This window comes from Pseudomonas sp. FYR_5, from assembly GCF_043106315.1.
In the GTDB taxonomy this organism is placed as follows: Bacteria; Pseudomonadota; Gammaproteobacteria; order Pseudomonadales; family Pseudomonadaceae; genus Aquipseudomonas; species Aquipseudomonas putida_Y.
The window spans coordinates 36,506-53,520 of record NZ_JBICMK010000050.1 but is presented as its reverse complement, the minus strand read 5'-3'; the positions used below and the strand labels follow the sequence as shown (position 1 = coordinate 53,520).

Annotated in this window: 19 protein-coding genes; 13 read left to right on the top strand and 6 right to left on the bottom strand. The window is 65.2% G+C overall.

The window, feature by feature from the left end; translation table 11 throughout:
- Positions 1 to 22 precede the first annotated feature (22 nt).
- The 3 genes from tatC to tatA are packed head-to-tail and all read right to left on the bottom strand — an operon-like array spanning position 23 to position 1,304.
- On the bottom strand, positions 23 to 784 hold the full coding sequence (gene tatC / locus ACF8RA_RS07520; RefSeq protein WP_176683684.1) for a twin-arginine translocase subunit TatC: 762 nt from the start codon (positions 782 to 784) through the stop codon (positions 23 to 25).
- Entirely contained in the window at positions 781 to 1,071 is a 291-nt protein-coding gene (gene tatB / locus ACF8RA_RS07515; protein ID WP_176683683.1) for a Sec-independent protein translocase protein TatB, read from the bottom strand. The genes tatC and tatB overlap by 4 nt, the downstream gene beginning before the upstream one ends.
- The gene (gene tatA / locus ACF8RA_RS07510) at positions 1,071 to 1,304 is read right to left on the bottom strand and encodes a twin-arginine translocase TatA/TatE family subunit (RefSeq protein WP_176683682.1); all 234 of its coding nucleotides are present in this window, start codon (positions 1,302 to 1,304) and stop codon (positions 1,071 to 1,073) included. Before tatA ends, tatB begins: the two co-directional genes overlap by 1 nt.
- Positions 1,305 to 1,449: 145 nt before the next feature.
- On the opposite strand from tatA, the gene gspK reads away from it, so the two are divergent.
- Complete coding sequence (gspK, locus tag ACF8RA_RS07505; RefSeq protein WP_176683681.1) at positions 1,450 to 2,415, top strand: type II secretion system minor pseudopilin GspK; 966 nt, start codon at positions 1,450 to 1,452, stop codon at positions 2,413 to 2,415.
- Between the two features lie 129 nt (positions 2,416 to 2,544).
- On the opposite strand, the gene ACF8RA_RS07500 is transcribed toward gspK, so the two are convergent.
- Positions 2,545 to 4,620 (bottom strand): PhoX family phosphatase, encoded by a 2,076-nt coding sequence (locus ACF8RA_RS07500; protein WP_176683680.1) that lies wholly within the window; start codon positions 4,618 to 4,620, stop codon positions 2,545 to 2,547.
- A gap of 223 nt (positions 4,621 to 4,843) precedes the next feature.
- On the opposite strand from ACF8RA_RS07500, the gene ACF8RA_RS07495 reads away from it, so the two are divergent.
- Genes ACF8RA_RS07495 through ACF8RA_RS07440 form a run of 12 tightly spaced genes read left to right on the top strand, consistent with a single transcriptional unit; the run spans position 4,844 to position 15,278 of the window.
- A complete protein-coding gene (locus ACF8RA_RS07495; protein WP_176683825.1) occupies positions 4,844 to 6,484 on the top strand; it encodes a lipoprotein UxpA in 1,641 nt (546 codons plus the stop codon).
- Complete coding sequence (locus ACF8RA_RS07490) at positions 6,484 to 6,906, top strand: pilus assembly protein PilZ (RefSeq protein ID WP_392460671.1); 423 nt, start codon at positions 6,484 to 6,486, stop codon at positions 6,904 to 6,906. Before ACF8RA_RS07495 ends, ACF8RA_RS07490 begins: the two co-directional genes overlap by 1 nt.
- A 21-nt stretch (positions 6,907 to 6,927) precedes the next feature.
- A complete protein-coding gene (gspD, locus tag ACF8RA_RS07485) occupies positions 6,928 to 8,664 on the top strand; it encodes a type II secretion system secretin GspD (protein ID WP_392518993.1) in 1,737 nt (578 codons plus the stop codon).
- Positions 8,664 to 10,112: a GspE/PulE family protein gene (locus ACF8RA_RS07480; protein WP_176683824.1), complete on the top strand. Its 1,449-nt coding sequence runs from the start codon at positions 8,664 to 8,666 to the stop codon at positions 10,110 to 10,112. Before gspD ends, ACF8RA_RS07480 begins: the two co-directional genes overlap by 1 nt.
- 3 nt (positions 10,113 to 10,115) lie before the next feature.
- Positions 10,116 to 11,318: a type II secretion system inner membrane protein GspF gene (gspF, locus tag ACF8RA_RS07475; RefSeq protein WP_209967751.1), complete on the top strand. Its 1,203-nt coding sequence runs from the start codon at positions 10,116 to 10,118 to the stop codon at positions 11,316 to 11,318.
- A gap of 17 nt (positions 11,319 to 11,335) precedes the next feature.
- Positions 11,336 to 11,770 (top strand): type II secretion system major pseudopilin GspG, encoded by a 435-nt coding sequence (gspG, locus tag ACF8RA_RS07470; protein WP_176683677.1) that lies wholly within the window; start codon positions 11,336 to 11,338, stop codon positions 11,768 to 11,770.
- A 3-nt stretch (positions 11,771 to 11,773) separates the two neighbouring features.
- Entirely contained in the window at positions 11,774 to 12,211 is a 438-nt protein-coding gene (gene gspH / locus ACF8RA_RS07465; protein ID WP_209967748.1) for a type II secretion system minor pseudopilin GspH, read from the top strand.
- Positions 12,208 to 12,576: a type II secretion system protein GspI gene (locus ACF8RA_RS07460; protein WP_209967746.1), complete on the top strand. Its 369-nt coding sequence runs from the start codon at positions 12,208 to 12,210 to the stop codon at positions 12,574 to 12,576. Before gspH ends, ACF8RA_RS07460 begins: the two co-directional genes overlap by 4 nt.
- The gene (locus ACF8RA_RS07455; RefSeq protein ID WP_176683674.1) at positions 12,573 to 13,163 is read left to right on the top strand and encodes a type II secretion system protein J; all 591 of its coding nucleotides are present in this window, start codon (positions 12,573 to 12,575) and stop codon (positions 13,161 to 13,163) included. Before ACF8RA_RS07460 ends, ACF8RA_RS07455 begins: the two co-directional genes overlap by 4 nt.
- Entirely contained in the window at positions 13,160 to 14,236 is a 1,077-nt protein-coding gene (locus tag ACF8RA_RS07450) for a type II secretion system protein GspL (protein ID WP_392518991.1), read from the top strand. Before ACF8RA_RS07455 ends, ACF8RA_RS07450 begins: the two co-directional genes overlap by 4 nt.
- A complete protein-coding gene (gspM, locus tag ACF8RA_RS07445; RefSeq protein WP_392460668.1) occupies positions 14,233 to 14,619 on the top strand; it encodes a type II secretion system protein GspM in 387 nt (128 codons plus the stop codon). The genes ACF8RA_RS07450 and gspM overlap by 4 nt, the downstream gene beginning before the upstream one ends.
- A complete protein-coding gene (locus ACF8RA_RS07440; RefSeq protein WP_176683671.1) occupies positions 14,616 to 15,278 on the top strand; it encodes a general secretion pathway protein GspN in 663 nt (220 codons plus the stop codon). Before gspM ends, ACF8RA_RS07440 begins: the two co-directional genes overlap by 4 nt.
- Before the next feature lie 365 nt (positions 15,279 to 15,643).
- On the opposite strand, the gene ACF8RA_RS07435 is transcribed toward ACF8RA_RS07440, so the two are convergent.
- Both ACF8RA_RS07435 and ACF8RA_RS07430 read right to left on the bottom strand, forming a co-directional pair.
- On the bottom strand, positions 15,644 to 16,405 hold the full coding sequence (locus tag ACF8RA_RS07435) for a siderophore-interacting protein (protein ID WP_209967736.1): 762 nt from the start codon (positions 16,403 to 16,405) through the stop codon (positions 15,644 to 15,646).
- Complete coding sequence (locus tag ACF8RA_RS07430; RefSeq protein ID WP_176683669.1) at positions 16,398 to 16,943, bottom strand: PadR family transcriptional regulator; 546 nt, start codon at positions 16,941 to 16,943, stop codon at positions 16,398 to 16,400. The genes ACF8RA_RS07435 and ACF8RA_RS07430 overlap by 8 nt, the downstream gene beginning before the upstream one ends.
- Between the last annotated feature and the right edge of the window lie 72 nt (positions 16,944 to 17,015).

Here is a 17,015-nt window from a genome sequence, read left to right as displayed (position 1 = left end):
CGGGCGTGCCCGCGAAAGGGCCCTACAATCCAGCCACAATCTCCTTGCCTGGCTCCGGCCGCTTCAACATTCCACAAGCCAGCAACCCCACCTCGAACAGCACCCACATCGGCACTGCCAGCATCGTCTGTGAAAACACATCCGGCGGTGTCAGAATCATCCCCACCGCAAAGCACCCGACGACCACGTAGGGCCTGCTGCGCCGCAATGTGGCCACATCGGCCAACCCCGCCCAGACCACGATGAACGTCGCCACCGGGATCTCGAACGCCAGCCCGAACGCCAGAAACAGCGCCAGGATAAAGTCCAGGTACTGGCTGATATCGGTCATCATCGCCACGCCGTCCGGCGTCACGCTGGCAAAGAAGCCGAACATCATCGGGAACACCAGAAAGAACGCGAATGCCATGCCGGCATAGAACAGCACGATGCTCGATACCAGCAGCGGCAGGGCAATGCGCCGTTCACGGCGGTACAGCCCCGGCGCCAGAAAGCCCCAGGCCTGATGCAGCAGCAGCGGCATGGCCAGGAACAGTGCGCACATCGCGGTCAGCTTGAACGGTGTCAGAAAGGGCGAGGTGACACTGGTGGCGATCATGCTCGCGCCTTCCGGCAAAAAGCGCCTTAGCGGCTCGGATATGAGCGTGTACAACGTCTGGGCGAAGGGGAACAGGCCGGCAAACACCAATGCCACCAGCGCCAGGCAACGCACCAGGCGTTTGCGCAGGTCGCGCAGGTGTTCGGTCAGCGGCATGCTCGCCGCAGGGTCCATGGCAATACTCATGAAGCATTTTCCTTGGGCAGCGCGGCCGTGACCGCATCATTGGCCGGCGCCGCGTTCAGGCTGATGCCCTGGCGGATCTCCTGTTCCAGGCGCTGCAAAGGTGCCTTGTCGAGGTTGGGCATCTCGATTTCGCGCTCCACCTGCGTGCGCAAGGCGTGCATGGCCCGGCGCGCCTGGCCCAGGCCGCGCCCGAGGGTACGGGCTGCCACCGGCAGGCGCTCGGGGCCCAGCACCAACAGCGCGACGACGCCGATCAGCAGCAACTCGCTGAAGCCTACCTCGAACATCAGGCCTGGCGGTCCGCTTGAGGTTGCTGAGCAGCCTGGCCGTTCAGCGGGCACTGTTGCTGCACTTGCGCCTGGCCAGCGGCGTTGGCGTCATTGTCACCGCCCATGGACTTGCGAAAACCCTGGATCGCCTCGCCCACATCGCTACCCAGACCCTTCAGGCGTTTGGTACCAAACAGCAAGAACACGATCAGCAGTACGATCACCAGTTGCCAGATTCCAATGCCACCCATAGCGACCACTCCTGTAAGGTCATGAAAAGGAAGGGCAATCCTGCCTTGCCTAGATGACGTGCACATGACGAACAGGCATTGCCATCTAGCTGAAACACCCCGCGTGTTGACTGGCGTCTTTATTCCGCGAGCGAGGCACGCACGGATGGGTGGAAGGCAACAGCGGGGTGCGGCCCTGCTGATGGTGATGGTGGTGCTGGCAATGCTGGCGGCGGGCATGGCCTGGCTGGTGGAGGATGGCCGACGTCAGGTCGACGAAGTGCGCCTGCTACACCAGCGGGTGCAGGTGCGGGCCATGGAGCAGGCCGGCCTGGCCTATGCCGGGCAAGCCCTGCGTGACCCCGCCTGGCGGCTCAGCCCGCTGTTCTGGCAAGCCTTGCGTGGGCAGCCGCTGAAATACGATTTTGGCGCTGGTCAGGCTCAGTTGCAGGTGCGCGACCAGCACACCTGCTTCAATGTAAACGCATTGCTCGGCGCCGACGGCGAACGCGCCGAGCGCCAGCTGCGTTACTTGCTGGGCAATGACATGGCGGCCGAGCGCCTGGTCGATGCCCTGGCCGACTGGCTCGATGCCGACAGTGATGCCCGCCTGCAGGGCGCCGAGAGCGCCCAGTACCTGCGCCAGCAACCGCCACGGCTGGCAGCCAACCAGCCGATGCTCGACACCAGCGAGCTGAACCTGTTGCTGGAGCCGGATGCCAACCGCCAAGCGCGTTACCCGATGCTGTGCGCCTTGCCTCAGGTCACCGGTTGGCGCCTGAACGCCAATGCACTGGGGTTGGAGCACCTTCCGTTGCTGGAAGCGCTCTACGAAGGACGCTATTCGCGCTCGCTGCTCAGCCGCATCATCAGCGGTCGGCCGGCTTCGGGGTACGTGGATGCCGCGGCGCTGCGCCAGGCGCTGGGGGCGGTGGATGACGAAACGTTCGAGCGGTTGAGCGAAGGGCTGCTGCTCAACAGCGGTCATTTTCTGTTGCAGCTGTCGTTCGAGGAAGAGGGGCGGGTGCTGCGCAGCGAATTCCAGGTGGAAGCGCTGGGGGTGGTGCAATGGCATGCCCGAGTACCCGCGCAGCAAGTGCGGGTGCGTAGCCGGGAGCCGATAGCCTGGTAACGTTCACGGGTGCCTTCGCGGCCAAGCCCGCCCCTACGCCGGTTTTGAAACCCGTGGGATCCCTGTAGGAGCAGGCTTGCCCGCGAAGAGGCCGGTACAGCCAGCAAAAGTTGGCTGACCGGCACAGGATCAAACGGTCCCGATCTCCCCGCCATCAATACGCTGGATCACCACCGTCGAAGCCCGGGGCCGTACGGTAGCCCCAGCCGGCGTCGCATCGGTCGCCTTGTCGGTATACGGCCAGTTCCCCGGGTGTTGAATGTTGACGAACAGCGTCTTGTTGTCCGGGGTAAAGGTAATCCCCGTCACTTCGCAACCATTTGGCCCGACAAAGAAGCGCCGCAAGTCCACCTGGTTCTGTGCATTCACCGGCACCTGCTTGCCGCTGGCATCCACCAGGTCGGTAGGGATCACTGCCAGCAACTGGTCGTTGGTGTAGTCGGTCAAGGTGCTTTCGCCGTTGTCGGTCTCGAACCACAGCACGCCGCGGCTATCGAAGCTCATGCCGTCGGGGCTGGCGAACTGGTTCAGTTCGGTCAGGCCGGAGCGGTTGATGTCGGCAGTACCGGCAGCGTTGGCGCCGAACACGAAGATGTCCCAGTTAAAGCTCAGCTGGTCGTCGCTGTCGTGCCAGCGAATGATGTGGCCGTGGCGGTTCGGGCCGCGCGGGTTCGCTGCATCGACCTTGTCCGGGGTGCGTGCACTGTTGTTGGTCAGGGTCAGGTACACATCGCCGTTCAGCGGGTTGACTGTCGTCCATTCAGGGCGGTCCATCGGCGTTGCACCCACGGCATCGCCAGCACCACGGGTGTTGAGGATGATGCCCGGCAGGTCACCATACAGCGCGCCCAGGGTGCTGCCACCTGTGGTGGCGGTGCCCACGTCCAGCAGCAGCCATACGCCGGTGCCGTCGGCATTGAAGCGGGCCACGTAGAGCTTGCCTTGGTCGAGGTACTTGGCGCCGGTGGCCAGGCGGTCGGCCGGGGTGGCGTCGGCGGGGTCCCACACGGCGGTGGACACCCACTTGTACAGGTACTCGTTGTTCGAGTCGTCACCCATGTACCACACCAGCGGCTTGCCGGCGACGGGCAGGCCGGGTGCGCAGCCCTCGTGGCGGAAGCGGCCCAGCGCGGTGCGCTTGGTGGCCAGGGTGCTGCTGTTGTACGGGTCGATCTCGACAATGTAGCCGTAGGTGCTGGCTTCATTGCGGTAGTCGTCGGTGGCGCTGGCGCCTTTGACGGTAACGTCGAAACGGGCGAATTCGTCGTCCACTTCGCTGGCGTCACCGGCAGCGCTTTCCCACTTGTATTGGCCGCTGGAGGTGCCCACGCCAATGCGGCGCTGGTCCTCGGGGCGGGTGCCCTTGTTGACGAAGATGCCCGGCCAGTTCTCTTCGCAGGTCAGGTAGGTGCCCCACGGGGTATAGCCGTTGCCGCAGTTGTTGTTGGTGCCACGGCAGTGGGTGCCAGCAGTGGAGTATTTGGTCTTGACGTGGTCGGTGCCACGCAGCGGGCCGGTGATTTCCATGCGTGAAGCAGTGGTGAAGCGTCGGTTCAGCGGGTCGTTGTCGACCACCTGCCAGCGGCCGTTGATTTTCTGCAGGCGTACTACGCCAGCACCGTGTGCGTTGATCTCCTTGCGCACTTCTTCAACCGGGCGCTTGCCGTTGACATCGGTCGTGGGGCCGGCCGGGTGCAGGGCGGCAGTGTCGATGTACTCGAAATTGATCGCCAGCAGGCCGTCTTCCGAGCTGCCGTTGATGGGGAAGAAGTGCATGCCGTCGTGGTGCATGCCCATGGCGTTGGCCTGGTCGGTCGAGGTGTTGCTGCCGTCGGACTTCCACGGGTTGCCATTGCTGTTCAGCGGCGTACCCCAAGGCGCCAGCACATAGGCGCTATAGCCGGCGGCGACCACACAGGCGTCGGTGCGCGAGCCTGGGATGGACTGGAAGCCCAGCGCCAGTTTCGGCACTTCCGGCTCGGTGACTGGCGGTTCGGTCACCGGTGGCTCGGTGACCGGATCATCATGATCGGAACCACCACCGTCGAAGCAGCCTGTCAGGCCGGTACCGGCGATCATGGCGATGGCGGCGCCCAGGCTGCCGCGCATCACGCTGCGGCGGCTCAGGTAGGCGTCCATGACGTTGGCCATCGGCAGGTTGCCGCTTTGGTTCCGGTCCAGGTTGTCGCCGGTATCTCGACTCATCAGGTTGTCCTTATGTTGGCTGAGTTGGAAGAAACCGCGACTGTAAGGCGCAAGTGTGATGATTCCTTGGCAGAAATGTTAACGAGCTTTTAAAACTTCCGGTTCTTGGATTGCTCTTCTAAAGATCGAATTGGAATTGCTGTCGGATTTCTGCCATCAAACTGTAATGCCAACGCCGCAACATCCGGGGCCCTGAATGGACGTGGATAAGGATGGCGATGCGATGGCGAGCAGTGTGCACAGGCGCGAAGTGATCGGCTGGATGGGTATCGGTGCCTTGGCACCGCTGCTCGGCGCCTGCACAGCCTTCCCAGGGCAGCAGGGTGGCAACGCCCAGCTCGACTTGCTGTACGTCGCCGATACCCTCGATGCCCGCCAGCCTGGCCAGGCGGTGGTACCGGCAACCCGGTTGGGGCCGGTCAGCCACTTGGGCCGTGCGCCATGGATGACCGGCAGCAGCGCCAGTATCGCCTACCCGCAACTGGCGCCGCTGCTCGATGCCCGCCAGGCAACGACAGCCCAGCTGGGCGGTTATGCGGTGCTCGCGGCGTTGCTGGAGCAACTGCGTGGCGAGGCCGGTGCGGGTAACAGCCTGACCCTGGAAAACGGCCAGGGCTGGAATGGCAGTGGCCTGGCCTACCTGACCCAAGGCGAAAGTGGTGTGCAAGGCAGCCAGCTGTTGGGCATCGAAGCGCGGGTCAGCAGCGACGAGCGTGTGCTGTGGCCACAACGCAGCACGGGCCTGTATCGCCAGGCCAGCGCCATTACCCTCGGCGCCGGGCTGGCTGACGCACAACGCCAGGCACTGGGCGTGCAAGCCCTGCATATTTTCGAGCGCGGTGGTGCCCGTATTGCAGTGGTTGGCGTGACCGACCCGTACGCACAGGACCAGAAAGCCTCTCTTAAACAGTGGTACCAGTCACTGCTGCCGGTATTCGAGCAAGCCCGGCGCGAGGCTGACCTGGTGGTGGCCATGGCCGATGCAGGCACGGGCCCCGGCCTGTGGCTGGCTGAACGGGTGCCGCAAATCGACGTGCTGTTGTGTGCCCGTGGTCAGGACCTGTGGCCGGCACCGGTCGAGGTCACCCAGGCCAGCGGTCGCCGCGTGCCGGTGTTGTTTGCCGGCTGCCGGGGCAGCGGTGCCTTCCGCCTGCGCTGCCAGCGTGTGGCCGGCCAGTGGCAGTTCGATGGGCGTTTTTTCCCGGCCTTTGAACAGCAACTGGCGCCTGCCGCGCAGCTGCGTGTCGCGCAATTGCAGGCGCAACTGCGCCAGCAACGGGCCGGCCACGCGGCCTGGCTCGACCAACCGCTGGCCCGCGCGCCCCAGGCCTTGTGGCGCCGCGATACCCGTGGCGGCAGTTGGGACCGCCTGTTGCATCAAGCCTTGGCCGACGCTAACAGCGTACCCGTGTTGCTGCCGGGCCTGCGTTATGACTACCCGCTGGCAGCGGGGGCGCCCATTACCCGCGAACACCTGATAAGCCTTACCGGTGGCTACCCGGCGCCAGTGGTCGAAGCACCGGCCCGGCAGGTCGAGCAAGTGCTGGAAAACGCCGCGGAGCAATTGTTCGGTGACCCGCTGCTGCTGGACAACAGCCAGGACCTGCCGCGCTGGCAGGGCCAGGCCTGGAGCGTCAGCTACAGCCCGCAAGGCAAGCGCATCACTGGGTTGGAGCCGGTGCAGGGCCTGTGCCGCACCTTTGGCTTGCAATTCGAAAGCCAGGCCGGCGAGCCTCTGTGGCAGCGGGTCGAGGCCTGGCTCGCCCGCCAGCCTGACGGTTGGCAACTGGCGCCGCTGCAATTGCCCGAAGTGCGTTACGTGCAGGGGCACCCAGGCTGGCATCCACGGCAGTTGGCCTCGTGATGCCCACCTCGCGTCTGCTCACCGGCGCTGGCCTGACCCTGGCCGGCTGGCTGTCTGCGCAGTGTGTGCTGCAGATGAGCCGGCAGCCACAACCGGCCATGGCGCCTGCGGCGGCCGGCAGCCCGCTGCCCGGGCTGATGGTCGGTCACTGGCAAGCGCCGCCCGACGACGGCGCCATTGCCATCACCCGTCTGCCGCTGCAATACCTCGGCGGGCTCAAGGCCCAGCCATTGGCCTCCAGTGTGGTGGTGCTGCGCTACGGCGAGCAAGTACGCACCCTGGCCCGCGGTCAGCGCCTGGCGCCTGGGATCGTGCTGCAGGACATCGACAGCGATGGCCTGATTTTCAACAACCAAGGGCGGCGTGAGCGCCTGCCCTGGCCGCCACGCCCTGCCGTGACCGGCTTCAAGCGGCAAGGATGAACGATGCCTGTTAGACACTGCATGGCGGTTGCGCTGAGCCTGGCCTTGTCCGTCGCTTATGCCCAAGAGCCGGTGTTCGATGATAACGGTACGCCGATGTACGAGGTGAATTTCGTCGATACTGAACTCGGCGAGTTCATCGACAGCGTGTCGCGCATCACCGGTACCACCTTCATCGTCGACCCTCGGGTCAAGGGCAAGGTCACCGTGCGCACTGTCGACCTGCACGACGCCGACGCCATCTACGACATCTTCCTGGCCCAACTGCGCGCCCAGGGCTATGCCACCGTCGACCTGCCCAATGGCAGCGTGAAGATCGTGCCCGACCAGGCCGCGCGCCTGGAGCCGGTGCCAGTCGAGGCGGGCGGGCAGCAGGGCGAGGGCAGCGACAGCGTGGCCACCCGCGTATTCAGCGTGCGCAACGCCGCCAGCGAACAGGTACTGGGTATCCTCAAGCCGCTGATCGACCCACGGGTTGGAGTTATTACACCGTACCCGGCGGCGCACCAGTTGGTGGTGACTGACTGGCGCAGCAACCTCGAACGCATCGCCAGCCTGCTGCGCCAGCTCGACCGCCCTCAAGAGGCACCGGGCAGCAGCAGCACCCAGGTGATCTACCTGCGTCATGCCAATGCCGGTGAAGTGGTCAAGGTGCTGCGAGGGCTCAGCCAGGAAGGTGCGGTGCCGGCTGAAGGCGCGGGTGAAGCAGAGAGCAAGGATCGGCCGGTGATGGCAGCTTCCGGTGGCCCGGGCATTCGCCTGGAATACGAAGAAGGTACCAATGCCGTGGTCATGGTTGGCCCCGACAGCGAGCTGGCGGCGTACCGGGCCATTGTCGAGCAACTGGACATTCGCCGTGCCCAGGTGGTGGTCGAAGCGATCATCGCCGAGGTGTCCGACAGCAGCGCCCAGGAGTTGGGCGTGCAGTGGCTGTTTGCCGACGAGAAGTTCGGTGCCGGTATCGTCAACTTCGGCAGTAACGGGGTGAATATCGCCAGCATTGCCGGCGCCGCCGCCAGTGGCGACAACGAGGCCCTGGGCGATTTGTTGTCCACCACCACCGGTGCCACGGCGGGCATCGGCCATTTCGGTGGTGGCTTCAACTTCGCCATGCTGGTCAACGCGCTGAAGGGCAAGAGCGGCTTCAACCTGCTGTCCACGCCCACCTTGCTGACCCTGGACAACGCCGAAGCGTCGATCCTGGTCGGCCAGGAAGTGCCCTTCGTCACCGGCTCCGTGACCCAGAACAACGCCAACCCGTACCAGACCATCGAGCGTAAGGAAGTCGGGGTGAAGCTGCGCATCAAGCCGCAGATCAATATCGACAACAGCGTGCGCCTGGACATCGTCCAGGAGGTGTCGTCGATTGCCGACACCAGCTCGGCCAGCGACGTGATCACCAACAAGCGCGAGATCAAGACCAAGGTCATGGTCGAGGACAACGGCCTGGTGATACTTGGCGGCCTGATCAGCGACGAATTGAGTACCAGCAACCAGCGTGTGCCACTGCTCGGCGACATTCCTTACCTTGGCCGGTTGTTCCGCTCCGATGCCACCCGCAACACCAAGCAGAACCTGATGGTGTTCATCCGCCCGCGTATCCTGCGCGACGGGCCGAGCCTGGCGGGCCTCAGTGAAGCCAAGTACCGCACCCTGCAGCAGACCACACCGCTGCAGTTGCCGGACCTTGCAGAGGGCACGCGGCTGTTGCAGGTCTTCCCCGCCAGCCGCGCACGCCTGGAAGGCGGTGACTGGTGATGCTGCCCTATCGCCAGGCACGGCAGAGCGGAGTGGCCATGGCCCCGGCGGAGCAGGGCTGGCAGCTATGGCTGCGGCCCGACGCCGACAATGCCCAGTTGCAGGAGTTGCTGCGTGTGCATGGCCAGCCAAGCCTGCTCGAATACCTGGAACCTGCGCTGTTCGACGAGCGCCTTGGCCAGCTGTACCAGGCCGGCGATGCCGCCACCGAAGCGCTGATCGAAGGCATCGGCGACCAGGTCGACCTGGATAGCCTGATGAGCGAGATGCCGCGCATCGAAGACCTGCTTGAAAGCGACGACGAAGCCCCGGTGATCCGCCTGATCAACGGCCTGTTCGGCCAGGCGCTGCGGCTGCGCGCCTCGGATATCCATATCGAGACCTTCGAGCAGAGCCTGGTGGTGCGTCTGCGGGTCGATGGCCACCTGCGTGAGGTGCTGCGTCCTCCGCGTGCGTTGTCGGCCATGCTGGTATCACGGATCAAGGTCATGGCCCGCCTGGACATCGCTGAAAAGCGTCAGCCCCAGGACGGCCGCATCACCTTGCGTGCAGCAGGGCGCGAAGTGGACGTGCGGGTCTCGACCTTGCCCGGCATCCATGGCGAGCGGGTGGTGATGCGCGTGCTCGACAAGCAGGCCAGCCTGCTGGCGCTGGATAACCTGGGCATGCCGGCAGCGGTACTGCAGGGCCTGCGCGGTTGCCTGGCGCGTCCCAATGGCATTGTGCTGTCCACCGGGCCGACCGGTTCGGGCAAGACCACGACCCTGTACGCCAGCCTGAACAGCCTCAACGATGGCAGCCGCAACATCCTCACCGTCGAGGACCCGGTGGAGTACGCCATCGCCGGCATTGGCCAAACCGCCATCAACCCGCGTGCGGGGCTGACGTTTGCCAGTGGCTTGCGCGCCATCCTGCGTCAGGACCCTGACGTGATCATGCTCGGCGAAATCCGCGATCAGGAGACTGCACAGATCGCCGTGCAGGCCAGCCTCACCGGCCACCTGGTGCTGTCGACCTTGCATACCAACAGCGCGGTAGGCGCAGTGACCCGCCTGCGCGACATGGGCATCGAGCCCTTCCTGATCGCCTCTTGCCTGCGCGGCGTCCTGGCCCAGCGCCTGGTGCGGCGTTTGTGCAACTGTGCCGTGGCGCACCCGCTGCAGGCTGCCGAGCGCGAGCTGTGGCCCGAGCTGGCGGCGCTGGGCAGCACTTATCACGCGGTGGGTTGCGAGCAGTGCCAGGGCAGCGGTTATATCGGGCGACTGGGGCTGTACGAATTTATCGAACTGGACGCTGGGCTCATCGGCCTGTTGTACGACGGCGCCAGTGAGCTGGCCATGCAGGATTACCTGGCTGAACGGCGCCAAAGCCTGGTGGCGATGGCCAGCGATTGCCTGGCGCGCGGTGAGACCAGCCTGGCCGAAGTGCTGCGCGTGGTACAGGGCTAAGACATGCCGACCTATCGCTACCAGGCCGTTGACCTCGCCGGCAAATCGCACAAGGCCAGCCTGCAGGCTGACAGTGAACGCCACGCTCGCCAGCTGTTGCGCGAGCAGGGCCTGTTCGCCCGCCAGTTGCAGCGTCATGAAGCCGGCAGCCGACAACCCCGTCGCCAGCGCCTGAGCCGCGCCCAGCTGTGTGAGCTGACCCGTCAGCTGGCCACCTTGACCGGGGCCGGTATTCCCTTGGTCGATGCCCTTGCCACCCTTGAACGGCAACTGCGTCAGCCCGCCCTGCACAGTGTGCTGGTGGCCTTGCGCGGCTCGCTGGCCGAAGGCCTGGGCCTGGCCCGCAGCCTGGCCCGGCAGGGCGCACCGTTTACCGGCCTGTACTGCGCGCTGGTCGAGGCCGGCGAACGTTCCGGGCACCTGGCCCAGGTGCTGACCCGCTTGGCCGACCACCTGGAGCAGGTGCAACGCCAGCAACACAAGGCCCGTACTGCGCTGATCTACCCCGCTGTGCTGATGGGGGTATCGCTGGCAGTGGTGATTGGCCTGATGACGTTCGTCGTGCCCAAACTCACCGAGCAATTCGCCCACGCCGGGCAAAGCCTGCCGCTGATCACCTCGTTGCTGATCGGCCTGAGCCAGGGGCTGGTGCAAGCCGGGCCCTGGCTGTTAGGGGGGGCGCTGTTGCTCGGGGTGCTGGGCGGCTGGCTGCTTCGCAAACCGCACTGGTGCCTGCGTCGCGACCAACTGCTGCTGCGCCTGCCGCGTATTGGCCACCTGCTGCAGGTGCTGGAAAGCGCGCGCCTGGCGCGCAGCCTGGCGATTCTCAGTGGCAGTGGCGTGGCCCTGCTCGAAGCCTTGCAGGTGGCCACTGAAACCATTGGTAACCGGCGTATCCGCCTGGCCATGGAGCAGGTGCGCCAGCACGTGCAGGGCGGCACAAGCCTGCACCGTGCGCTGGATGCCAGCCAGCAATTCCCGCCGCTGCTGGTGAACATGGTCGGCAGCGGCGAGGCCAGTGGCACCCTGGCGGACATGCTCGAGCGCGTGGCCGACGACCAGGAGCGCGGCTTTGCCCGCCAGGTCGATACCGCCATGGCGCTGTTCGAACCCCTGATGATCCTGGTGATGGGCGCCGTGGTGCTGTTCATCGTGCTGGCGGTGCTGCTGCCGATCATGCAACTCAACCAGGGCCTGCAATTGTGACGACAAGGAGTATTGCCATGCAGCATCGACGTAACCGCCAACGCGGCTTCACCCTCATGGAAATCATGGTGGTGATCTTCATCATCGGCCTGCTGATTGCCGTGGTGGCGCCCAGCGTGCTGGGCAACCAGGACAAGGCCATGAAGCAGAAGGTGATGGCCGACCTGGCCACCCTGGAGCAGGCGCTGGACATGTATCGTCTGGACAATTTGCGCTTCCCCAGCAACGAACAGGGCCTGGTCGCGCTGGTGAAAAAGCCGGCTCAGGAGCCGCTGCCTCGGGCCTGGCGCAGTGATGGCTACGTGCGTCGCCTGCCGGAAGACCCATGGGGCACCCCGTACCAGTACCGCATGCCCGGCGAACATGGCCGGGTCGATGTGTACTCGCTGGGCGCCGATGGCATGCCGGGTGGCGAAGGCCAGGATGCCGACCTGGGTAACTGGGCGCTGTAACCGGTGCGCGGTCAGCATGGGTTCAGTCTGATCGAGCTGCTGGTGGTGTTGGCCATCGCTGGGCTGATGACCGGGCTGGCGGTGGCTGGCCTCGGCAACGGCCAGGCCCGTGTCGAGCAGGCCCTGCAACGGCTGGCGGCCGAGGTCCGCGGCCAGGCCGCGCTGGCCCGGCATGCCGGGCAACTGCGCGGGCTGCGTTGGAATGGCCAGCGCCCGGAGTTCGTCCGCCGCCAAGGCAATGACTGGATCGTTGAAAAGGTCGCGCTCGGCGACTGGCCCAAGGGCCTTCACCCGGACTGGCCCCCGAGCCCGCAGCCGCGCCTGCTGTTCACGCCGCATGGCTGGGCACAGTCGGGCAGTGTGCGTTGGCGTTGGGCTGATGGCGGCCAGCAATGGGCTTGGCGCCGCAATGGTCACTTGCGGGTGGCGGTGGCGCCATGAAGCAGCGTCAGCGTGGTTTCACCTTGCTGGAAGTGACCGTGGCCCTGGCGATTGCCGCCGTGCTGGCAGTCATCACCAGCCAGGTACTGCGCCAGCGGCTGGCCGTTCAGGACAACCTGCAACAGCACCGCCTTGGCCTGTTGTGCGCGCGTGAGCTGCAAGCCCGCTTTGCTGTCGAGCAGTACTGGCCTGCCGAAAACCAGGTGGCCGGCAAGCTTGGCCAAGGTGGCCAACTGTGTCACTGGCAATTGCAACTGCGCCGCACCGGCGTGCGTGACCTGCGCCGTGGCGAACTGCAATTGTTCGCCGACCACGATCAGCGTCTGCCACTGGGCCAGTACACCGTGTTTCTGGAGCGCCCATGAAACGCCATCAGGCAGGTCTGACCCTGATCGAACTGATGGTCGCCCTGGCCCTGACCGCCATACTCGGCATCATGCTCGCCGCGCTGGTCAACGGCTGGCTGAAGGTGCGCGAACGCCTGCAGCACACCAATCAGCAAACCTCGGTGCTGGACTTTTGTCTGGCACTGGAGCGGCGCTTTGACAGCCCGGTGCTGCGCCGTGTCTACGACCAGCGTTTGCCGCTGGCCAGCCGATGGCTGGACTGGCAACCCGCCAGCAACCAGTTGCTGTGGGTCGCCAGCACCGGCCTGCCGGCGGCCGAAGGTGGCTCGCGCCTGCAACGCCAGCGACTGCGCTTCGAGGTCCGTGAGCAGCGCCTGCTGCTGGAAAGCTCGGCCGATTTGTACGCCGCCGTCGCCCCGCGCTGGGTAGAGCGCGAACGACTCGACCAGGTCAGCGCCATGAACGTTCTGTACTACCAGGGCGGCCGCTGGCTGGCCTGGCCTTCTGACCAACCGGTACACCCAGGCCGTGGTGTGCGTCTGGAACTGCTGCGTGATGGAGCCCCCTATGTCTGCACCTTCGCCCTCCCATGGGGGCGCTCATGAAACTTGAATGGCGGCGGCGTACGCCGGCGCAGGCGTGGCTATTGCTGCGCCCGGGTGTTGTCTGGCACTGGGCGCTGGTCCATGAGGGTATTTTGCAAAGCCAGGGGCAGGGTGAGCCACCGGCAAACCCGCAGGCCCATGTTGCGCTGGTTCTGCCTGCCGAGGCCTGCAGCCATTTTCGCGTGCCGGCCCCGCCCGGGCTCAAGCGCGAAGAATGGCCTTTGTTGCTTGAGGATCGCTTGCTGCAGGCCCCGCATGAGGTGGCCTGTGCCTGCCTGGCCCGTGAACCCGGGCACCTTCGCCTGCTGGTAGTGGCGCGCCAGCAGTTGGATGAATGGCGTGGCCAATGTGCCGCCTGGGGCTTGCAGGTAGTGCGCTGCTGGGCGGAGCTACAGTTGCTGCCATCGCCCGAGCCAGGATGCGCCTGGCAATGGCAGCGTACCCCCGGCATGTCCTATTACAAAGGGCTGGCCGAAGACGGACAGGAACACTGGCTGGCCTGGCCTGATGCCTTGGGGGGAGTGCGGCAGCCACCGTGGGCAGGGCTGCACAAGACGTCGCTGAGCGGCAATTGGCCAGCCGTATTTACGCCGCTCGACACATTACCCGGTCTGTTCGAACGCATCCGCAAGGTGCGCTCGTTGCCGGCGGCGTCCCGACAGCAGCAGCGGCTGCTGGCAGCTTGCCTGGTGCTGGCCACCGTTTGGGGTGGCCTGTGGTTGAGCCAGCAATGGCGCCAGGCGCAACTCTGGCGCAGTCAGGTCTTTACCGTGACCGGCGAGCAGGCCAGCCCTCGACACGCGGCACAAGTCCTCAAGCGCCTGCGCGAGAGCGTACTGCAGCAGCAACTGCGTACACGCCAGCTAGACGACCTGCAGGCTCGCTTGCAGGCCTGGCTGCGTGACAATCCCGGCTTGCGCCTGCAAGCGGTGCGCTTCGATGGCCAGCGTTGGCACCTACACCTGCAGGGCGAGGGCAGTGCGCCGCCATGGCGTGATATGGCGGCTGCCGCTGGCGCCACAGTGCAGGTTCAAGATGGCCAAGTGATCTTCGACCTGGGAGCAGCCTCATGAACCGCGACTGGCTACAGCGTCATCGCTTCACGTTCGCCTGGGGACTGATCGCGCTGCTGCTGGCCTTCCTGGCCCTGCGCGAAGGCATTGCGCAATGGCGCGTGCTTGGCCAGTGGCGTGTGCTGGCCGAACAGGCGGCCAGCCTGCAAGGCGGGCCCGGTTTGAACCTGGAGCGGCTACGTCAGTCGGCCCAGGCCCGTGGGGTCGAACTGATCGAAGTCGATACGCAAGGCAAGGCCTGGCAACTGCGGGGGCAGGTGGCCGATGAGCGCATGCTGCAAGGCTGGGTGCAGAGCCTGCGTGCAGAAGGCGCATTGCCGTTGCAATGGGGGCTGGAGCAACAGGGCAAGGCTTTGCGATTCGACCTGGTGGTGCAGCCATGAGCCGCAGTGCAGCAATGGCCTGGGTGCTATTGGTATTCGTGCTCACGCTGTTTATCGAGCTTCCGGCCAATTGGGTGGTGCGTGCGTTCGGCCTGCCGGTACGTGATGTCGGCGGAAGCCTTTGGCAAGGGCAGGCACAACAATGGGGGCCGGTCGGGCCTTTGCGCTGGACGCTGCAGCCCTGGCGCTTGCAGGTGAATGCGCAAGTGGGGTTCCAGGGCCAGGCCTGGCAGTTGCGCGCAGAAGGCTGGCCTTGGCAGTGGCGGCTGGAGGCATCAGCCAAGGGGGCTTTGGCGACGGTCTCGACGGATTACCGCCTGGCCGGCCAGTGGCAGGGGGGGGTGAGGATGCAGGGGGCAGGGCGCCAATGCCAGGCCAGTGAAGGCCGCGTGATCGTAACCGACCTGGCTCTGAGCGACCCTTGGTCCCTTGGCCTTGGGCACGGTTGGCTGGAAATGGATTGCCGCAGTGGCTGGCACCTGCGCGGGCAGTTGGCGCAGCCAGGGCAACATCAACTGGCCGTGGATGCCGACCTGCCAGGGCGCCGGGCGCAGGTGGTGTTCCAGTTGCAGCCTGAAGCGCAGTTGACGCCATTGTTGCGTGGGGCTCAATGGCTCGGGCCGCAGGCCCTGGCGGGGCAGCGAGACCTTCGTTGGTGAGCAACTACGTGGCGTGGCGCCCTGTAGATACGCTGTGGGCGGTCGAGCTTTTCTGAGGTGGTCGGGGCTGAACCGCTTGGTCTTATCAAATGGTTCAAACCGCGAAGCAGGCGGCGCTTTGCGTGGCACCGGCTGCGCCGGTGTTCGCGGGTGAACCCGCTCCTACAACGGCCTGTGCCCAACCGCCGATATGTGCCCACCCACCGATTTGTGTCAAACCGCCGATTTGTGTCCAACCACCGATTTGTGTCCAACCGCCGATTTGTGTCCAACCGCCGATATGTGCCCACCCACCGATTTGTGTCCATCCCCGATCAGTGTAGGAGCGGGCTTGCCCGCGAAGACGGCAGATCAGGCAATCACGATCACTCGTCGTCCGCAGTCCCGTTGGCCCGCCAGTAGGCCGCAGCCTTTAGCGCATCTTCCGGCACCCCTTTCTCCAGCAATAGCGCCTTGGCCTGGCGAGTCAGGGCTTTTTCCAGCGCCACCCAGGCATACAGCCGGCCTTGCGGCAAGCTCAGGTTCCGCACCAGTGCCAACAAGTCTTCCTCCTGGCGACGTACCCAGATCACTTCCACCTGGGCCTTGCTTGGCAGCGGCTGGCGCTCGTGCTCGTCTTCGATCTGGATCACTGCCAGCACCTGGCGGCCCGCCGGCAACTCCTCCAGCCGACGGCCAATGGCCGGGATAGCAGTTTCATCACCGATCAGCAGGTAGCTGTCGAAAATATCCGGCACCACCAGCGAGGCCCTTGGCCCTGCGATGTCCAGGGTTTGCCCGGGCGCGGCTTGCGCGGCCCAGGTAGAGGCAGGGCCGTCGCCGTGCAGCACGAAGTCGATGTCCAGCTCATTTGCCACCAGGTCGATGCGCCGCGGTGTGTACTCGCGCATGGTGGGCCGCGCGCCACCGTCCTTACCCATATTACGGGCCTCGATGGCCTGTTGTTGCTCCGGCGTTTCGGCAAACAGCAGCTTGATATGGTCGTCGCTGCCCATGCTGGTAAAGCCTTGCAGCTCGGCACCCCCCAAGGTGATCCGGCGCATGCGCGGGGTCAGCTCGGTGACCCGCAGCACCTGCAGACGGCGCTGGCGGATCTCGTGGTTTACGCGGTGAATGGTGTCACTCATGGGGCGTCTCCCTGAAAGGTTCGGTTGGCCCGGAGGCGATGGCCGTGGCGGCATGGTTGAGCAGGTCACGGACCCGTTCGATTTCTTCCGCGGTCCAGCGGCCGCTGTGCATGTGTAGTGCATGACGCAGGTTACCGACCGCTTCATGAATCTCTGGCGGGCGGTCGTGGCCGCGCAGGGCGCGTTTGCTGACCTCGATGCGCATGCGCACGCCATCCAGGGCTACCGCCTGATCCGCCAAGGCGCTGCGGCCGGCATCGGTGATGGCATACAGGCGTTTGCTGCCCTGCACCTGGCCGCTGATCAGTTCGGCTTCTTCAAGAAAGTTCAGCGTGGGGTAGATCACCCCGGGGCTTGGGCTGTAGCTGCCTTCGAACAAGTTCTCGATCTGGCGGATCAGGTCGTAACCGTGGCCGGGTTGCTCGGCCAGCAAGTCCAGCATCAGCAGCTTGAGGTCACCAGGGGCGAAGACACGCGGGCCGCGCTCGCCACGGCCGGGGCGCCGCTCGAAGGGATCATGAGGGGTATGTTCGCGCATAAGGAAAGGGCTCCGTCGTTTGCGATATATCGTAAGATATTACTCAAGATATATCTAAAGACAAGCCATTTA